This is a genomic window from Lentzea sp. NPDC051838 (genome assembly GCF_040681245.1).
Classification (GTDB): domain Bacteria; phylum Actinomycetota; class Actinomycetes; order Mycobacteriales; family Pseudonocardiaceae; genus Lentzea.
Genome location: NZ_JBFAYI010000045.1, coordinates 1 through 15,754, shown reverse-complemented (window position 1 = coordinate 15,754; position 15,754 = coordinate 1). Strand labels below are relative to the sequence as shown.

General features: G+C 68.0%; 14 protein-coding genes. 10 read left to right on the top strand and 4 right to left on the bottom strand.

Annotated features, from left to right (window positions below; genetic code table 11):
- Positions 1-6 precede the first annotated feature (6 nt).
- From AB0M24_RS44555 to AB0M24_RS44545, 3 genes are read right to left on the bottom strand one after another with little or no spacing between them, the layout of a single operon-like run.
- Positions 7-759 carry an SDR family oxidoreductase gene (locus AB0M24_RS44555; RefSeq protein ID WP_363780681.1) on the bottom strand — a complete coding sequence of 251 codons (753 nt, stop codon included), beginning with the start codon at positions 757-759 and terminating at the stop codon, positions 7-9.
- Positions 752-2,062, bottom strand: coding sequence for an enolase C-terminal domain-like protein (locus tag AB0M24_RS44550; protein ID WP_363780679.1), 1,311 nt, complete (start codon positions 2,060-2,062; stop codon positions 752-754). The genes AB0M24_RS44555 and AB0M24_RS44550 overlap by 8 nt, the downstream gene beginning before the upstream one ends.
- Entirely contained in the window at positions 2,062-2,916 is an 855-nt protein-coding gene (locus AB0M24_RS44545; protein WP_363780677.1) for a fumarylacetoacetate hydrolase family protein, read from the bottom strand. The genes AB0M24_RS44550 and AB0M24_RS44545 overlap by 1 nt, the downstream gene beginning before the upstream one ends.
- A gap of 113 nt (positions 2,917-3,029) precedes the next feature.
- Between AB0M24_RS44545 and AB0M24_RS44540 the strand changes: the two genes are divergently transcribed.
- The 4 genes from AB0M24_RS44540 (at position 3,030) to AB0M24_RS44525 (ending at position 7,543) form a co-directional block, all read left to right on the top strand.
- Positions 3,030-5,846 (top strand): S8 family serine peptidase, encoded by a 2,817-nt coding sequence (locus AB0M24_RS44540; RefSeq protein ID WP_363780675.1) that lies wholly within the window; start codon positions 3,030-3,032, stop codon positions 5,844-5,846.
- 52 nt (positions 5,847-5,898) lie between these two features.
- Positions 5,899-6,816: a BadF/BadG/BcrA/BcrD ATPase family protein gene (locus AB0M24_RS44535; RefSeq protein WP_363780673.1), complete on the top strand. Its 918-nt coding sequence runs from the start codon at positions 5,899-5,901 to the stop codon at positions 6,814-6,816.
- 67 nt (positions 6,817-6,883) lie between these two features.
- Positions 6,884-7,156 (top strand): hypothetical protein, encoded by a 273-nt coding sequence (locus tag AB0M24_RS44530; protein WP_363780671.1) that lies wholly within the window; start codon positions 6,884-6,886, stop codon positions 7,154-7,156.
- 78 nt (positions 7,157-7,234) lie between these two features.
- Positions 7,235-7,543, top strand: a complete 309-nt coding sequence (locus AB0M24_RS44525; RefSeq protein WP_363780669.1) for a hypothetical protein — start codon at positions 7,235-7,237, stop codon at positions 7,541-7,543.
- On the opposite strand, the gene AB0M24_RS44520 is transcribed toward AB0M24_RS44525, so the two are convergent.
- The gene (locus tag AB0M24_RS44520) at positions 7,540-8,187 is read right to left on the bottom strand and encodes a DUF3159 domain-containing protein (protein WP_363780667.1); all 648 of its coding nucleotides are present in this window, start codon (positions 8,185-8,187) and stop codon (positions 7,540-7,542) included. The two genes, AB0M24_RS44525 and AB0M24_RS44520, sit on opposite strands and share 4 nt — an antisense overlap.
- 126 nt (positions 8,188-8,313) lie before the next feature.
- On the opposite strand from AB0M24_RS44520, the gene AB0M24_RS44515 reads away from it, so the two are divergent.
- From AB0M24_RS44515 to AB0M24_RS44490, 6 genes are read left to right on the top strand one after another with little or no spacing between them, the layout of a single operon-like run.
- On the top strand, positions 8,314-9,525 hold the full coding sequence (locus tag AB0M24_RS44515; RefSeq protein ID WP_363780665.1) for an ROK family protein: 1,212 nt from the start codon (positions 8,314-8,316) through the stop codon (positions 9,523-9,525).
- 16 nt (positions 9,526-9,541) lie between these two features.
- A complete protein-coding gene (locus AB0M24_RS44510; RefSeq protein ID WP_363780663.1) occupies positions 9,542-10,870 on the top strand; it encodes an ABC transporter substrate-binding protein in 1,329 nt (442 codons plus the stop codon).
- A gap of 12 nt (positions 10,871-10,882) precedes the next feature.
- Positions 10,883-11,857 (top strand): sugar ABC transporter permease, encoded by a 975-nt coding sequence (locus AB0M24_RS44505; RefSeq protein ID WP_363780661.1) that lies wholly within the window; start codon positions 10,883-10,885, stop codon positions 11,855-11,857.
- Positions 11,854-12,747 carry a carbohydrate ABC transporter permease gene (locus AB0M24_RS44500; RefSeq protein WP_363780659.1) on the top strand — a complete coding sequence of 298 codons (894 nt, stop codon included), beginning with the start codon at positions 11,854-11,856 and terminating at the stop codon, positions 12,745-12,747. Before AB0M24_RS44505 ends, AB0M24_RS44500 begins: the two co-directional genes overlap by 4 nt.
- Positions 12,744-14,012 carry a 6-phospho-beta-glucosidase gene (locus tag AB0M24_RS44495; RefSeq protein WP_363780657.1) on the top strand — a complete coding sequence of 423 codons (1,269 nt, stop codon included), beginning with the start codon at positions 12,744-12,746 and terminating at the stop codon, positions 14,010-14,012. The genes AB0M24_RS44500 and AB0M24_RS44495 overlap by 4 nt, the downstream gene beginning before the upstream one ends.
- 5 nt (positions 14,013-14,017) lie before the next feature.
- Positions 14,018-15,037: a BadF/BadG/BcrA/BcrD ATPase family protein gene (locus tag AB0M24_RS44490; RefSeq protein WP_363780655.1), complete on the top strand. Its 1,020-nt coding sequence runs from the start codon at positions 14,018-14,020 to the stop codon at positions 15,035-15,037.
- Positions 15,038-15,754 lie beyond the last annotated feature (717 nt).

Here is a 15,754-nt window from a genome sequence, read left to right as displayed (position 1 = left end):
TGCCTTTCAGGACTGCTTGGGACGCAAACGGAGCCCGTACATGCCACCGTCGACGGCGAGGATCGTGCCTGCGGTGGAACCGGAAAGCGGGCTCGCCAGGTAGGCGATCGCGCCCGCGACCTCATCGGCGGAGACCAGACGCCCGTGCGGCTGGCGTGCCTCCAGCGCGGCCCGCTCGGCTGCCGGGTCCGGCGCCGAGTCGAGCAGACGGCCCACCCACGGGGTGTCCGCCGTGCCGGGAGCGACCGCGTTGACGCGAATGCCTTCGCGCACGTGGTCGGCGGCCATCGCGAGCGTCAGCGAGTACACCGCGCCCTTGCTGGCCGAGTAGAGAGCACGCTGCGGGAGCCCGGCCCAGGCAGCGATGGAGCAGGTGTTGACGATCGCCGCGGACGGCGAGTTCCGCAGGTGCGGCAACGCTGCCCGCGACACCCGGACCATGCCGAGCACGTTGACGTTCATGACCTTCTGCCACTCCTCGTCGGAGTTGGCGGCCACGTCGCCCTGCGAGCCGATGCCCGCGTTGTTGACGACGACGTCGAGGCGGCCGAACCGCTGCACGACCTCGTCGATGGCGGCCTTGACGCTCTCGTCGTCCGACACGTCCGCCCGGATCCCGACGAGCGGGTCCTTCACGTCCGGGTTGAGGTCCAGCGCCACGGCGGTTGCCCCACGCGACGCCAGCAGGTTCGCCGTGGCGAGCCCGATGCCGGACGCACCGCCGGTGACGACGGCGACAAGTCCTTCGAAGTCAGTCATCCTCGCCCTCCAGTGCCGTCCACACGGGACCCTCCGGGTACACGTAGTCGGACAGCGTCTCGTCCTTGAGCTGAGCGGAGAACCCCGGCTCGGCGGGTGCCAGGTAACGGCCGTTCTCGACGACGGCCGGGTCCAGGAAGTGCTCGTGCAGGTGGTCGACCCACTCGATCACGCGCTCGCCGACCTCGCCGGAAATGGCGACGTAGTCGAAGAACGACAGGTGCCTGACCAGCTCGCACAGGCCGACACCACCGGCGTGCGGGCACACCGGCACCTCGAACTTCTTGGCCAGCAACAGGATCGCGATGTTCTCGTTCACGCCCGCGACTCGGCAGGCGTCGAGCTGCAGCACGTCGATCGCACCGGCCTGCAGCATCTGCTTGAACACCACGCGGTTCTGCACGTGCTCACCGGTCGCGACCCTGATCGGGGCCAGCGCGTCGGCGATCGCGCGGTGGGCAAGCACGTCGTCCGGCGACGTCGGCTCCTCGATCCAGTACGGGTTGTACGGCGCGAGCTCGCGCATCCAGCGGATCGCGGTGTCGACGTCCCAGCGCTGGTTGGCGTCGACCGCCACGCGCACGTCCTCGCCGACGACCTCGCGGGCGAGCTTCATCCGGCGGACGTCGTCGTCGAGGCTGCCGCCGACCTTGAGCTTGATCATGTCGAAGCCGTCCGCCAGTGCCTGCCGCGCGAGACCGGCGAGCTTCTCGTCGGAGTAGCCGAGCCAGCCCGGTGACGTCGTGTAGGCCGGATATCCGTCGCGGGCAACGGTTTCCGCACGTTCGGCCTTGCCGTGCTCGATCTTGCGCAGGATCTGCAACGCGTCGTCGGGGGTGAGTGCGTCGCTCAGGTACCGGAAGTCGACGAGGCTGACGATCTCTTCCGGCGTCATCTGGGCGAGGAACCGCCAGACCGGTAACCCGGCGCGGCGGGCGGCGAGGTCCCACGCCGCGTTGACGACCGCGCCGATCGCCATGTGCGCGACGCCCTTCTCGGGGCCGAGCCAGCGGATCTGCGAGTCGCCGATGAGCTCGAAGTACAGCTCTCCCAACGCCTTCGCGGTCTCCGGCACGTCCTTGCCGACGACGTGCGGGGCGAGCGCCTTGATCGCGGCGGCCTGCACGTCGTTGCCGCGGCCGATGGTGAACGCGAGCCCGTGGCCCTCAGGTCCGTCGTCGGTGCGCAGGACGACGTAGGCGGCGGAGTAGTCCGGGTCCGGGTTCATCGCGTCGGAGCCGTCGAGCTCGCGCGAGGTCGGGAACCGGATGTCCAGCACGTCCAGTGCGATGATCTTCGGCATCACGCCTGCCCCAGGGTCTGCCGCTGCTTGCCGAGACCCTCGATCTCCAGCTCGACGACGTCGCCGGCACGCAGGTACGGCTTCGGCTCCGGCTGTCCGAGCGCCACTCCAGCGGGTGTACCTGTGTTGATGACGTCACCCGGACGAAGGACAAGGAACTGGCTGAGGTAGCGCACGATCTCCGCCACCGGAAAGATCATGTTCTTGGTGGACGAGTTCTGCTTGATCTCGCCGTTCACCCAGAGCCGCATTTCCAGGCTCTGCGGGTCGGAGATCTCGTCGGCGGGCACGAGGAAGGGGCCGAGCGGGTTGAACGTCTCGCAGTTCTTACCCTTGTCCCACGTCCCGCCGCGCTCGATCTGGAACTCGCGCTCCGAGACGTCGTGCGAGAGCACGTACGCGCCGACGCAGGCCAGAGCGTCCTCTTCGGACTCCAGGTAGCGAGCGGTGCGCCCGATGACGACGCCGAGCTCGACCTCCCAGTCGGTCTTCACGGACCGGCGCGGCACGAGCACCTCGTCGTACGGGCCCACGACCGTGTCGGGCGTCTTCAGGAACATCACGGGCTCGCCGGGGATGTCCGCGCCGGTCTCCTCCGCGTGGTCGCGGTAGTTGAGGCCGATGCAGATGACCTTGCCGGGGTGCGCGAGCGGTGGGCCGATCCGCAGGCCGTCGGTCTCGATCGCGCTGAGCTCGCCGGCTTCGAGAGCTGCACGGACGCGCGCCACGCCGTCGTTCGCCAGGAACGCGCCGTCAATGTCGGGCGTGATCGGTAGGAGGTCGTATGTGGTCCCGTCGTCGGTCCTCACTGCGGGACGTTCGTCGCCGACCGGCCCCAGGCGCAAAAACTGCACGGCCGTTCCTCCTCTGGTCACACCGCACGAAATACATCGGATGTATAGCCCCGGGAGCCCCGGTTCGTCTAGGTCCCGACGTGAAGTCGTCCGATGACTAGGAGAGGTTGATCATGAAAATCCTGGCCGCATCACTCCTGGTGGGCGCACTGGTCACGCCGTCCGGCCCAACCGAGCCCGTAACCGTTTTCGTGGAGCTGACCTCGACCGCCGCCGTCGACACGGCGAGCGTTACACAGGCGCGTTCAGCCAGGGACCGCACGTCAGCCTCGGCTTCTCGGGTCGTTTCCCGGTCTGGCGGCCGAGAAGTTGCACGAACGTCCAACGCGGTGCCGGGCGTCGTGCTGTCGACGGAGAAGTCCCGTCTGTCCTCTTTGTCGCGCATGCCCGAGGTCCGCGCGGTCCACCGGATGCTGCCGAAGAAGCTCGCCAACGCGCACGCCGTCCGTCTCACCCGGACGTCCGACGTGTGGAAGTCGCTCGGACGCTTCGGCGACGGCGTGCGGATGGGCGTGATCGACACCGGCATCGACTACAAGCACGCCGACTTCGGCGGTGGGACGTACCCGACCGCGAAGGTCGTCGGCGGGCACGACTTCGCCGGCGACAAGTACACCGGCTCGTCCGGTTCGTTGCCCGAGCCCGACGACGACCCGATGGACTGCGAGGGGCACGGCACGCACGTCGCCGGCACCGCGGCCGGGTTCGGGGTGAACGCCGACGGGTCCACCTATCGCGGGTCCTACTCGTCCGTCGACCTCGACGCGTTGAAGATCGGGCCTGGTACGGCACCTCACGCGTTGCTCTACGCGTTGAAGGTGTTCGGGTGCGAGGGCGGCACGAACCTGACCGCGAAGGCGCTGGACTGGGCGCTCGATCCCAACGGCGACGGCGACTTCTCGGACAGGCTCGACGTGGTGAACCTGTCGCTGGGCAGCGACTTCGGTGCTTCGGACGACCCGGACGCGCTGTTCGTGCGCAAGCTGACGCAGAACGGGGTCGTCGTCGTTGCGGCGGCGGGCAACGGCGGCGACTTCTACGACGTGGCCGGGTCGCCGGGCAACGCCGCCGAGGCGATCTCCGTGGCGAACACCCGGGACGACTTCTCGATGCTGGACGGACTGGAGGCGTCCGGCAAGCAGTGGGCGGGCCAGTACAGCCAGAACTTCAAGTCACCGGTCGACGTCACCGCGCCCGTGGTGCGACTTTCGTCCAATGTGGATGGTTGTCAGCCGATCTCGGAACCGCTGGCGGGGAAGATCGTCTGGCTGGAGTGGGACGACCACGATGCCACCCGCGCCTGCGGGTCCGGGGCGCGCACGGACAACGCGTGGAAGGCCGGGGCTGTCGGCGTGCTGCTGCCGACCACGCTGCCGGTGTTCGCGGCGGGGATCGCGGGCAACGCGCACATTCCGGCGTTCCAGCTGACGGCGCCTGCTTCGGCCGCCCTGCGGCCTTCGCTCGAGGCCGGCACGCTGACCGTGCACCTGACCGAGGCGCTGAAGCGCGCGGTGCCGTCGATCGAGCCGTCGATCGCGGACACGATCACGCCTTCCTCGTCGCGCTCCCGTGCGTCGATCTCGGTGGCCGCGCCGGGTGACACGATCTTCTCCGCCGCTGCCGGCACCGCGTCCGAGGGCGTGTCGATGGGCGGGACGTCGATGGCTTCGCCGCACGTCGCCGGCATCGCGGCGTTGCTGCGCGAGGTTCATCCACAGTGGACTGCCGCCGAGATCAAAGCCTCCCTGATGAACACCGCTGACGGCGTCATTCACGACGCCTCCGGGGTTCGTGAGGCGCCGATGCGGGTCGGTGCCGGCCGGGTGGACGGGCTCGCGGCGTTGTCCGCGGACGTGCTGGCGTTGGGCGACGCGTCGTTCGGCACGGTCGAGGTCGGCGGTCCTGTGCTGACCAGTAGGACGATCCGGTTGTTCAACAAGGGCACGGCCTCGGTGAAGTTGCATGCCCGGTACGAGCCGATCACGTCGGTACCGGGAGTGTCTTTCCAGGTCACGACGCCCTACGTCGTGCTGCCGCCCGGTGGTTCGGCGCAGGTGGGCGTGCAGCTGCGGATCCCGAACCCCGGAGCGCTGCGCAAGTCTCCCGACCCCACCGTGTCGCTGGACGAGGGACGGCAGTTCCTCGCGGAGGCGTCCGGTCTGGTGATGTTCTCCGGCGACCGCGCGCTGCGGGTGCCGGTCTACGCGGCGCCGAAACCGGTGTCGCGGCTGACCGTCGTGTCCGGCCGGGTCGTCGGCACCGGCCTCGACCAGCCGGGCTACCAGGCGCGCATGACCGTGCTGCAGCTCGGCGCCCGCTCCGACCGCCTGCCCGCGTGCAGCCCGGACCTGCAGGACGACTGCGCCCTCAACCGCACCGCCCGCGGTGGCGACCTCCGCTACGTCGGCGCGACGGCGACCCCGGACCTGCTGGCGTTCGGCGTGGCGACCTGGGACACCTGGACCAACCTCGGCAGCAACACCAAGCCGCAGGTGCGCTTCTCGGTGGGCGACAAGCACTTCGTGACCACCGCCGTGAAGCCGACCAACGCCGACGGCGACGTCACGGCCGACATCTGGCTCGCCCGCACCGTCGTCGCCGGCACGAAGGACGTCGTGGACGAGCAACCGCTGAACGGCCTGGACGGCTCGTTCGACTCGAACGTGTTCGACAGCGACGTCGTGGTGCTGCCGGTCTCGCGTTCGTTGCTTCCCGCCGGACCGGTGACGTACACCGTTGGCGTAGACGGCCCCTACACCGCGCCCGCGGACTCCGACGAGCTCGTCGACGTCGCCCCTGCTGCGGTCTTCTCCTACGAGGTGATCGTCCCGTCACTGTCCACAGTGGTCCATCCGGGTGATCAAGTTCCTTCTGGATCGTTGGTGTTGTTCCACCACAACGCAAGCGGTAACCGCGCGCTCGTGCGGTAGCCACCCGGTTGGGCGTGCCTTCCGCGAGGATCTCTCGGCATACTCGGTCTTTATGGATCTGGTGGTGGGACTCGACGCGGGCGGCACGTCTACCAGGGCGTTGGTGCTCGATCTCGACGGCGCCCGCCTGGGCCAGGGCGTGGCGGGCGGCGCGAACCCGAACTCGCACCCGCCCTCGGTCGCCGCCGCCCACATCGGCGAGGCCCTGACCGAAGCCCTCGACGGCCTGGACTCGAGCAAGGTCCGTTCAGGCGTCCTGGGCATGGCAGGCGCCTCGCGAATGACGGATCCGGCGGTGCTGGAGCTTTTCCAGCAGGCGTGGGAAAACGCGGGCCTGCACTGCCCGATGCGCGTGATCACCGACTGCGAGGCCGCCTTCGCCACCGGCACCTCCTCCCCCGATGGCACAGTCCTCGTCGCGGGCACCGGTTCCATCGTGGGCAGGATCTCCGACCACCGCATGGTCGGCCAGTCCGGCGGCTACGGCTGGCTGATCGGCGACGACGGCTCGGCGTTCTGGCTGGGCCGCGAAGCCGTCCGAGCGACCCTGAGGTTGCTGGACTTGGGCGCACCCCTGGAAGGCCTGGCCACCGCCGTCCTGACCGCCGCCGGCGCACGAGGCCGCGGCTCGTTGATCAACGCCGTCAACGCCCAGCCGCCGATTCGGATGGCCCAGTTCGCCCCTCTGGTCAGCTCGGCCTACCACCACGGCGACCCGGAAGCCCTGACCATCGTGGCGTCCGCGGCCCGCCTGCTGGCCGACACCGCCTCGGCCGTCCGCACGCCCTCCGACACCTCGCCGATCGTGCTGGTCGGCTCACTGATCAAGACTCCCGTCGGCATCCACCTGAAGCAGGAACTGCTCACGCGCTGCAATGCCCAGGTGATCATGGCGACCGAGGGAGCCGCCGGTGCCGCGTGGCTGGCGGCGGTCGACGTGCTCGGGCCATCCGCACCCCGCCCGGCCTAGCTACAGATCACAGTCGAATCGTCACGTTCCGTCGATCTCGACCACATTGATCTGCCAAGGTGCGGAGATGACGACCTACCTACTCGCAGACGCAGGCAGTGCCGGCTACATGATCGGCAGGCTGCTGGGCTCCCTCTTCGTCCTGGCCCTCATCGCCGGTGTGGTCATCGCGATCATCGCGGCTGTCACCAGCGGTAGCAGGAAGCGGGCGCGCCGGCAGGAGCAGTACTGGGCGCAGCAACGGGAACAGCAGAGATACGGACAGCCCTACCAGCAGCCGTACCCACCCCAGCAGCCCGCACAGCAGGTCCCGCCACCCCAGGACCCACCTCAGTCCTGAGCCGAAGATCACAGCAGAGCGTGCACGACTCGTGACGTTCTGCCATCGGCGGCTGCCCGGATGTGCCACAGTGCAGCCGTGATCCACGTTGTCGCAGCAGGTCCCGATCCGTTCTTCCTGATCGGCCGACTGGTCGGGTACCTCATCATCCCGTTCATCATCGTCGTGGTGATCATCGGTGTTCGCAGCAGCCGGAAGCGGACCCAGATGCACCAGCAACAGCAGTACTGGGCTCAGCAGCAGTATCACGCGCAGCAGCAACAACAGCAGCCGTACGGACAGCAGCCGCAGTACGGGCCGCCGCAGCAGCACCCGTTTCCGCAGCAGCAGAACCCCTATCCGCCGCAGCAGCAGTACCCGCAGCAGCAGTACCCGCCGCAGCCCTAAGCAGCGAACCCAGACACCTGGGGATGACGGAAGCCGGGGTGGCCGGCCGGCAGCGCGCGCCGCAGCAGCCACCCCGACACCAGGATGCAGACGATCTGCAGCGGCCACGACAGAGCGACCCGAACCGTGGCCAGCCAGACGACCTGAGCGTCCAGCCACAGTGGAGTGAAGACGGCGACTCGCAGCACGTACTGCCCGACCCAGGCCCAGGACGCGACTGAGTAGGCGCGCAAAAGGGCAGGATCTCGCCGCCACCGCGTCTTCTGGCCCAAGAGCGTTCCGACGACGACGCCGAGCAGCGGCCAGCGCACCGCGATCGAGCCCGCCCACGCCAGGGCCGAGGCCACGTTGGACAGCAGCTGGATGAGGAAGAAGTCCTCGACGCGCCCGGTGTACAACGCGACCAACGCCGCCGCGACGACGAGCAGCACCGACAGAACCACCGCGCGCGGCTTTTCGCCTCGGGCGAAGCGGATCACTCCGATCACCACGCCGCACAGCACGGCGACGACGGCACCTGCGCCGATGGAGTGCCCCCACAGCAGCCAGCCCGCGACGAACGCCAGCGGAGGCAGCGAGGCGTCCACTGCGCCGCCGCGGCCTCCGAGCAGTGATGCGAGCGACTCCTGGCGCACATCGGTCATGCTTCCAGACTGCCTTAGGCGAACCTAACTCAGGTAACGGACCCATATCGGGGATTGACCCGGGTGAAGCAGGTCACTACCGTCACCGGAAATCGTCTGGAAAGTTAACAGACAGGAGCGGACCTAATGCGTGCCGGAAGCCCACGACTGCTGCGGGAGATCAACGACCGCGCAGCCATCGAGGCTTTGCTGCGCAACGGGCCGCTGACCAGGTCGGAGTTGGAGGGCCTGATCGGTCTCTCCAAGCCGGCGACCGCACAGCTGCTCACCCGGCTGGAAACCGCCGACACCGTTGTTCGCAACGGACTGCGCGGCGGTGGACGCGGGCCGCGTGCCCAGCTGTGGTCGGTCAACGGGGCCCTCGCGCACATCGCGGCAATCGACCTCACCCCCGAGACGGTCGACATCGCCATCGCGGACATCTCCGGTGCCGTGCTCACCGAGCACAAGGCACCGATGCCCGCGAAGCACGGTGTGCTGGAGGCGTTCGTGAGCGCGGTCGGCAAGGCGTGCGGGCAGGCAGGCCTTCAACCCGACCAGCTGCTGCACGTAGTGGTGGGCTGTCCCGGAGCGGTGAACCCCGCGAACGGTGAGCTCGCGTACGCACCACATCTGCCCGGCTGGAGCGGTTTCGACATGCCCGGCCGGTTGCGGGAGCAGCTCGCGACCTCGGTGAGCGTCGAGAACGACGTCAACCTCGTCGCGCTGGAGGAGATGGTCGCCGGACGGGCCACCGAGGTGCGCGACTTCGTCGTCATCTGGCCCGCCGACCTCGTCGGTGCCGCTGTCGTGATCAACGGGGTGCTGCTGCGCGGCGCTTCCGGTGGCGCGGGCGAGATCGACGGGCTGATGATCCCCGACCGCGCCTCCGCCGACACCGACACGGACCGCTCCGGCGGCACGTTCGGTGAGCTGCTCAGCAACGTTTCGATCTGCAAGCTCGCCAGGGCTCACGGGCTCGCCGCGCGCAACGGTCACGGTGCCGTGCGCAAGGCGTTGGCCGCGGGGCCTGCGGGCCGGGAGTTCATGGTCGATCTCGCCAAGCGCATCGCCACGGGCGTGGCTAGCGTCGTCGCGGTGCTCGACCCGGAACTCATCCTCCTGTCCGGCGACATCGCCCAAGCAGGCGGAACCACGCTCAACGACCTCGTTGCCGCGGAACTGCGGCAACTGGTGGTGCCGAGGACGCCCGTCCAGCTGGCGTTGGTGACCGGGAAGCCCGTGCGCAGCGGCGCACTGCACTCGGCACTCGCCGTGGCACGCGAAACGGTGTTCGGCCTGCCGGCAGCCACCACGGCTCCATTCCGCGGCCCTGTGGTCGCCGGGTCCCCACGTTGATCGAGAAGGAGTGCACATGCGCAAGCACACCCGTGCTGCCTTGCTCTGTGTCGCCGCAGCGCTGACCCTCACCGCATGTGCGGCGGGCAAGGGTGGCGGCGCGAGTTCCGATGCCGCACCTGCTCCTGGCAAGGACGACAAGCTGACCCTCACGGTCTGGAGCAACTACTCCGACCGCGAGTACGAAGAGGTCACCAAGGCCCTCAAGACGTTCAACAAGAAGTTCCCGAACATCGAGATCAAGCACGAGGGCTCGCAGGACGACGACAAGATCACCGCGGGCATCCGGTCGGGCAACACGCCTGACGTCGCGCTCTCCTTCACGACCGACAACATCGGTTCGTTCTGCTCCACCGGCGCGTTCCAGCCGCTGAAGTCGTACCTCGAGCGCGACAAGGTCGACCTGAACCAGCTCTCGCCGGCCGTGCGCGAGTACACCGAGTACAAGGGCAACCGCTGCGCGATGCCCATGCTCACCGACGTGTACGCCATGTACTACAACACCGGCATGATGGCGGACGCCGGTGTCGCGGCCCCGCCGAAGACGCTGGACGAGCTGTTCGAAGCCGCGAAGAAGCTGACCAAGAAGGCGCCGAACGGCGACATCGAGGTCGCGGGTTACCTGCCCACCATGGGCTTCTACGCCAACCGCCCGACCATCCTGGCCCCGTCCTTCGGTGCCGAGTGGGCCACTGCGGACGGCAAGTCGGCCCTGGCGAGCTCGCCCGGCTTCACCGAGATGATGACGTTCCAGAAGAAGCTCGTGGACTTCTACGGCTACGACCAGCTGGAGCGCTTCCGCGCCGGTCTCGGCCAGGAGTACTCGGCTGACCACGCGTTCCACCAGGGCAAGATCGCGATCATGATGGACGGCGAGTACCGCACCGCCTTCCTCAAGGCCCAGGCGCCGCAGATCAAGTTCGGCACGGCTCCGTTCCCGACCTGGAAGCCCGCCGACTACGGCACCGCCTTCACCACCGGCACGATCATGGGCATTCCCAAGGGCGCCAAGAACCCCGGCGCCGCGTGGGAGCTGATCAAGCACCTGACGTTCGACACCGACACCATCGTCGACCTCTCGAACGCCATCAAGAACGTCCCGAGCACCAAGGCCGCGATGGACGACAAGCGCCTCGAGGTGGACGAGCAGTTCAAGACGTTCATCGACCTGGCCAAGAGCGACAAGCTCAAGGGCAACCCGGTCACCCCGATCGGCGACGCGCACATCAAGGCCGTGACGGACTTCGCGGTGTCCTACACCTCGGGCAAGGAGCCGGATCTGGCTGCCGGCCTGAAGAAGGTCGACCAGTCGATCGACGACCTGGTCGCCAAGAGCGGTAAGTAAGGGATTCAACAGATGACCGCCACGCTCGGCGCGCGGCCCGCCCCCGGCAAGGGGCGGGCACGTGCCCGCCATCGTCTCGCCGTACTCGGGTTCATGGCCCCGGCCATCATCGGCTTCGTCCTGTTCTTCGGTTATCCGCTGGTCGCCACGGTCGTCTTCAGCTTCACGAAGTACGACCTGATCAACGCCCCGGAGTTCACCGGCTTCGACAACTACACGTTCATGTTCAAGGACACCTTGTTCACCAAGGCGATCCAGAACACGCTGTGGTTCGTCGTGGTGCTGACAATCGCGCGGACAGTGTTCGCGCTGGGCGTGGCGTCGGTCATCGCACGTCTCAAATCCGGCGTCGGCCTGATCCGCACGCTCTGCTACCTCCCGTCGCTGGCACCACCGGTGGCCGCGACCCTCGTGTTCTTCATGGTGTTGCGCCCCAACGGAGGCCCGGTCGCCTCGGTGCTCGACTGGTTCGGTCTGCAGTCCCCGCTGTGGTTCTCCGACCCGGCGTGGGCCAAGCCCGGCATCACCGCGATCATGCTGTGGATCTCCGGCGACCTGATGATCATCATCCTGGCCGCGATCCTCGACGTGCCGCAGGAGCAGTACGAGGCCGCCGAGCTCGACGGCGCCGGCCCGATCCGCCGGTGGTGGCACGTCACGCTGCCGACGATCTCCCCGGTGCTGCTCTTCGGCATCGTGAACTCGGTGATCCTCGCGTTGCAGTTGTTCACCCAAGCTGTCGTCGCGGGGTCGGCAGGTTCCGGATCAGCTGACTCCACAGGATCGACCAAATATCTCGGGTTCCCGGACAACTCCACGCTGACGTTCCCGGTTTACCTGTACACGCAAGGCTTCCGGTACTTCGACATGGGCTACGCCGCGGCGATGGCGACTGTCCTGTTCATCATCTCGTTCGCCGTGACGATCGTGCTGGTGCAGCGGATGCGCAAGGGCTCCGCCGCCGAGGAAGGGGGCCCGGGAGCATGACCGCCACGCTCACCAAGCCACCGGCTGACGTTTCCACCGAGCCGGAACAGCCCAAGAAACCCCGTGACACCAGGGGAATCCTCAACTGGGTCGCGACGCACGCCATCGGTCTCGTGCTGGGCCTGATGTTCGCGACGCCCGTGCTGTTCGTGTTCCTCACCGCCGTCATGTCCGACGACCAGGCCTTCACGTCGGACCTGTGGCCGAGGGAATGGCACTGGGAGAACTTCATCGAGGTCTTCGACAAGGCCCCGCTGTTCCAGTACCTGTTCAACAGCCTCACGTACTCGCTGCTCGCGACCGCGGGCATGCTGATCTCGTCGATCCCGGCGGCCTACGCACTCGCGAAGCTCAAGTGGCGCGGGCGCAACGTGGCCTTCCTGCTGGTGATCGGCGCGATGATGCTGCCGCCGCAGGTCGTCGCGGTGCCGCTGTACGACACGTGGTCGTCGCTCCACCTCACCGGCACGCTGGTGCCGTTGATCGCCCCGTACTTCCTCTTCGACGCGTTCAGCATCTTCTTGCTGCGTCAGTTCATGCTGACCATCCCGCAGTCCTATGTGGACGCCGCGAGGGTGGACGGCTGCTCGGAGTTCCAGGCCCTGGTGCGGATCATCGTGCCGATGGCGAAGCCGGGCATCGCGGCCACCGCGCTGTTCTGCTTCCTCTTCACCTGGAACGACTACTTCGGCCCGTTGCTCTACACCGGCGAGGTGAAGGAGCAGTGGACGTTGTCGCTGGCACTGGCGACGTTCAAGGGCATGCACATCGTGCAGTGGAACTCAGCAATGGCGGTGACGTTCCTGACGATGATCCCGGCGATCATCTTGTTCATCTTCGCCCAGAAGTCGTTCGTCAAGGGCATCACCTTCACAGGAGTCAAGGGATGAAACTCACCGTCGTCGGTGGCGGGTCCACCTACACACCGGAGCTGATCGACGGCATTGCGGGCCGTCGCACCAGCCTCGCGGTGGACGAGATCGTCCTCGTCGACCCGGACGAGCACCGCCTGTCGATCATCGGCCCGTTCAGCCAGCGCCTGCTGGACCACGCGGGCCACCCGGCGAAGGTGCGCACGACCACGTCGCTGGAACAGGGCGTCGAAGGCGCATCCGCGGTGCTCCTCCAGCTCAGGGTCGGCGGCCAGGCGGCTCGCGCTTCCGACGAGACGTTCCCGCTCACGTGCGGGTGCGTCGGCCAGGAGACGACCGGCGCGGGTGGCCTCGCCAAGGCCCTGCGGACCGTGCCGGTCGTCCTGGACATCGCCGACAAGGTCCGCCGCATCGCCGGCGAGAACACCTGGATCGTGAACTTCACGAACCCGGTCGGCATCGTCACCCGTTCCCTGCTTCAGGCCGGGCACAAGGCGATCGGCCTCTGCAACGTGGCGATCACCTTCCAGCGCTGGACTTCCGGCCTCCTCGGCGTGGATCCGTCCACGGTCGAGCTGGAGCACGTCGGTCTGAACCACCTCACGTGGGAACGCGGCGTCTACGTGGACGGCGTCGACCGCCTCCCCGAACTCCTTTCCCAGCACGCGGAAGGCCTCGCCGAGCACATCGGCATCGACGCCTCCCTCATGCAGCGCCTGAACATGGTTCCCTCGTACTACCTCAACTACTTCTACAACCACGACGAGGTCGTGAAGAAGCAGCTGAAGGAGCCCCCGCGCGCCGAAGTCGTGGCCACGGTGGAGAAGGAACTGCTCGACATCTACAGCGACCTCTCGGTCGTCACCAAGCCGGAACAGCTCTCCCAGCGCGGCGGCGCCTACTACTCGGAAGCCGCCGTCCAGCTCGTGCACGCCCTGACCGGCGGCGCGGGAGCCGAAAAGCACGTCGTGAACGTCCAGAACAACGGCACGCTCCCGTTCCTCCCGGACGACGCCGTGATCGAAGTGTCGTCCACAGTGGACTCGAACGGCGGCGTCCCGCTCCCCGTCCGCCCGGTCGAACCGTCGATCTCCGGCCTCATCTCACACGTGACCGCCTACGAATACCTCGCACTGGAGGCCGCCATCCACGGCGGCCGAGACCGAGTTGCGAACGCACTGCTCGCCCACCCGCTGATCGGCCAGCACGCCATCGCGGACCAGCTGGCCGACGAGCTGATCGCCCAAAACCGCGATCTGCTGCCGTGGGTGAAGGGAAACTGAAACTGATGACCGACCGGGTGCTCGCCATCGACGGCGGGAACAGCAAAACCGCAGTCCTGCTGGTAGACGCGGACGGCAAGGTGCTGGCGCAGACGCGCGGCCCCGGCGCCCCTCCGCAGACAGTGGGCATGAAGCGCGGCCTCGACGTGTTCGAAGGACTGGCACGCGAAGCCGCAGCTCAAGCGGGCCTGTCCCCCGACGAGCCGATCGCCTCGCACACAGCCGCCTACCTGGCGGGAGCCGACCTCCCCCGCGAGGAAGAGGACCTGACGCGAGAGATCACCAAGCGAGGCTGGTCCCCCTCGGTAGTAGTAGGCAACGACACCTTCGCCCTGCTGCGCTCCGGCACGGCTTCAGGCGTAGGCGTAGCAGTCGTCTGCGGCGCAGGCATCAACGCCGTGGGCGTAGCAGCCGACGGCCGCACCCACCGCTTCCCGGCCCTGGGCCAGATCTCCGGCGACTGGGGCGGCGGCGGCCACCTGGGCGAGCAGGCCCTCTGGCTGGCTGTCCGAGCAGAAGACGGCCGAGGCGAGCCAACCGAACTCCTCCCCGCCCTGCTGGCCTACTACGGCGAAACCTCGATCGCCAACGTCGTGGAGAAACTCCACTTCGAAGAGATCAAGTTCGACCCGCACCCCCTCAGCCCCATCCTCTTCAAGGTGGCAGCAGCAGGCGACTCGGTGGCGCAATCCATCGTCGACCGCCTGATCGAGGAAATCGTCCTCCTCTCCACCGTCTCCCTGAAGAAGCTGGACCTGGTGGACGAAGCCGTGGACGTGATCCTCGGCGGAGGCGTGATGACCGGCCAGGGCGAGTCCCTCCTGACCCCGATCCGCAACCAAATCCTGGAAGTGGCCCCCCTGGCCCAAATCCGAGTGGTCGACCTCCCCCCAGTGGTAGGCGCCGCCCTCCTGGGCCTCGACACCATCGGAGCCTCGCCGGGCGCAGAGCTGAGGCTGCGCTCGGCCTACGACGACCACCAGCCGACCACAAACTCCACTTTGGACGTAGTGGCCAGCGGGTAGAGAAGACCCCGTCTCAGGGGGTAGATCGGCGGCGGCGCCCCCTGAGACGGTCCCAACCCCACTGCTCGGGGCAGATCGGCGGCGGCGTCCCGAGCAGTGGTCCCACCCCTTTCCGAGGGGGAGCTGATCGGCGGCGGCGCTCCCCCTCGGAAAGGTCCCACGGCCCCCGCAGCACGTAACGCGCCACGTGCTGCGGGGGTTTTCCATTGCCAGGAAACGAAAGCCCGCAGGCGGAGGCCGGGAAGAGCGGAGCGAGGCAGGGGCGAGGCAGGGCGGGCCGAAGCGACGCGGGACGGGGCAGAGGCGAAGGCGGGCTGGGCAGAGGCGGGCTGGGCAGAGGCGGGCTGGGCAGAGGCGGGCTGGGCAGAGGCGGGACGTGGCGGGGCGGGACGTGGCGGGGCGGGACGGGCCGAGGTGAGGCAGGGCAAGGCGGGGCGGGCCGAGGTGAGGCGGGGCGGAGCGGGGCAAGGCGGGGCGGGCGGGGCGGTGCGGGCAGAGGCAGCAGCGGGGTCAGGGTCAGCGGCAGGAGCGGGGGCGAGCAGTGCCGATGGCGAAGCCGAGGCGAGGCGATGGCGAAGCCGAGCTGCTTTGGCGAAGGCGAAGCCGAGTTGCCCTTAGCCGAACAACGAATAGGTGGGGTGGGTCCCGTCACGAGTCGTGGCTGAACGTTTGCCGCGCCAGGGAGGGGAGGTCAAGTCGACACGCTTTTCGTCGACT

Bases quoted from the DNA above. Each gene is read 5' to 3' on its own strand.
- AB0M24_RS44535 (WP_363780673.1), top strand. From the start codon at position 5,899: ATGGATCTGGTGGTGGGACTCGACGCGGGCGGCACGTCTACCAGGGCG.
- AB0M24_RS44505 (WP_363780661.1), top strand. From the start codon at position 10,883: ATGACCGCCACGCTCGGCGCGCGGCCCGCCCCCGGCAAGGGGCGGGCA.
- AB0M24_RS44495 (WP_363780657.1), top strand. From the start codon at position 12,744: ATGAAACTCACCGTCGTCGGTGGCGGGTCCACCTACACACCGGAGCTG.
- AB0M24_RS44530 (WP_363780671.1), top strand. From the start codon at position 6,884: ATGACGACCTACCTACTCGCAGACGCAGGCAGTGCCGGCTACATGATC.
- AB0M24_RS44550 (WP_363780679.1), bottom strand. From the start codon at position 2,062: ATGCCGAAGATCATCGCACTGGACGTGCTGGACATCCGGTTCCCGACC.
- AB0M24_RS44500 (WP_363780659.1), top strand. From the start codon at position 11,854: ATGACCGCCACGCTCACCAAGCCACCGGCTGACGTTTCCACCGAGCCG.
- AB0M24_RS44490 (WP_363780655.1), top strand. From the start codon at position 14,018: ATGACCGACCGGGTGCTCGCCATCGACGGCGGGAACAGCAAAACCGCA.
- AB0M24_RS44540 (WP_363780675.1), top strand. From the start codon at position 3,030: ATGAAAATCCTGGCCGCATCACTCCTGGTGGGCGCACTGGTCACGCCG.
- AB0M24_RS44520 (WP_363780667.1), bottom strand. From the start codon at position 8,187: ATGACCGATGTGCGCCAGGAGTCGCTCGCATCACTGCTCGGAGGCCGC.
- AB0M24_RS44515 (WP_363780665.1), top strand. From the start codon at position 8,314: ATGCGTGCCGGAAGCCCACGACTGCTGCGGGAGATCAACGACCGCGCA.
- AB0M24_RS44510 (WP_363780663.1), top strand. From the start codon at position 9,542: ATGCGCAAGCACACCCGTGCTGCCTTGCTCTGTGTCGCCGCAGCGCTG.
- AB0M24_RS44555 (WP_363780681.1), bottom strand. From the start codon at position 759: ATGACTGACTTCGAAGGACTTGTCGCCGTCGTCACCGGCGGTGCGTCC.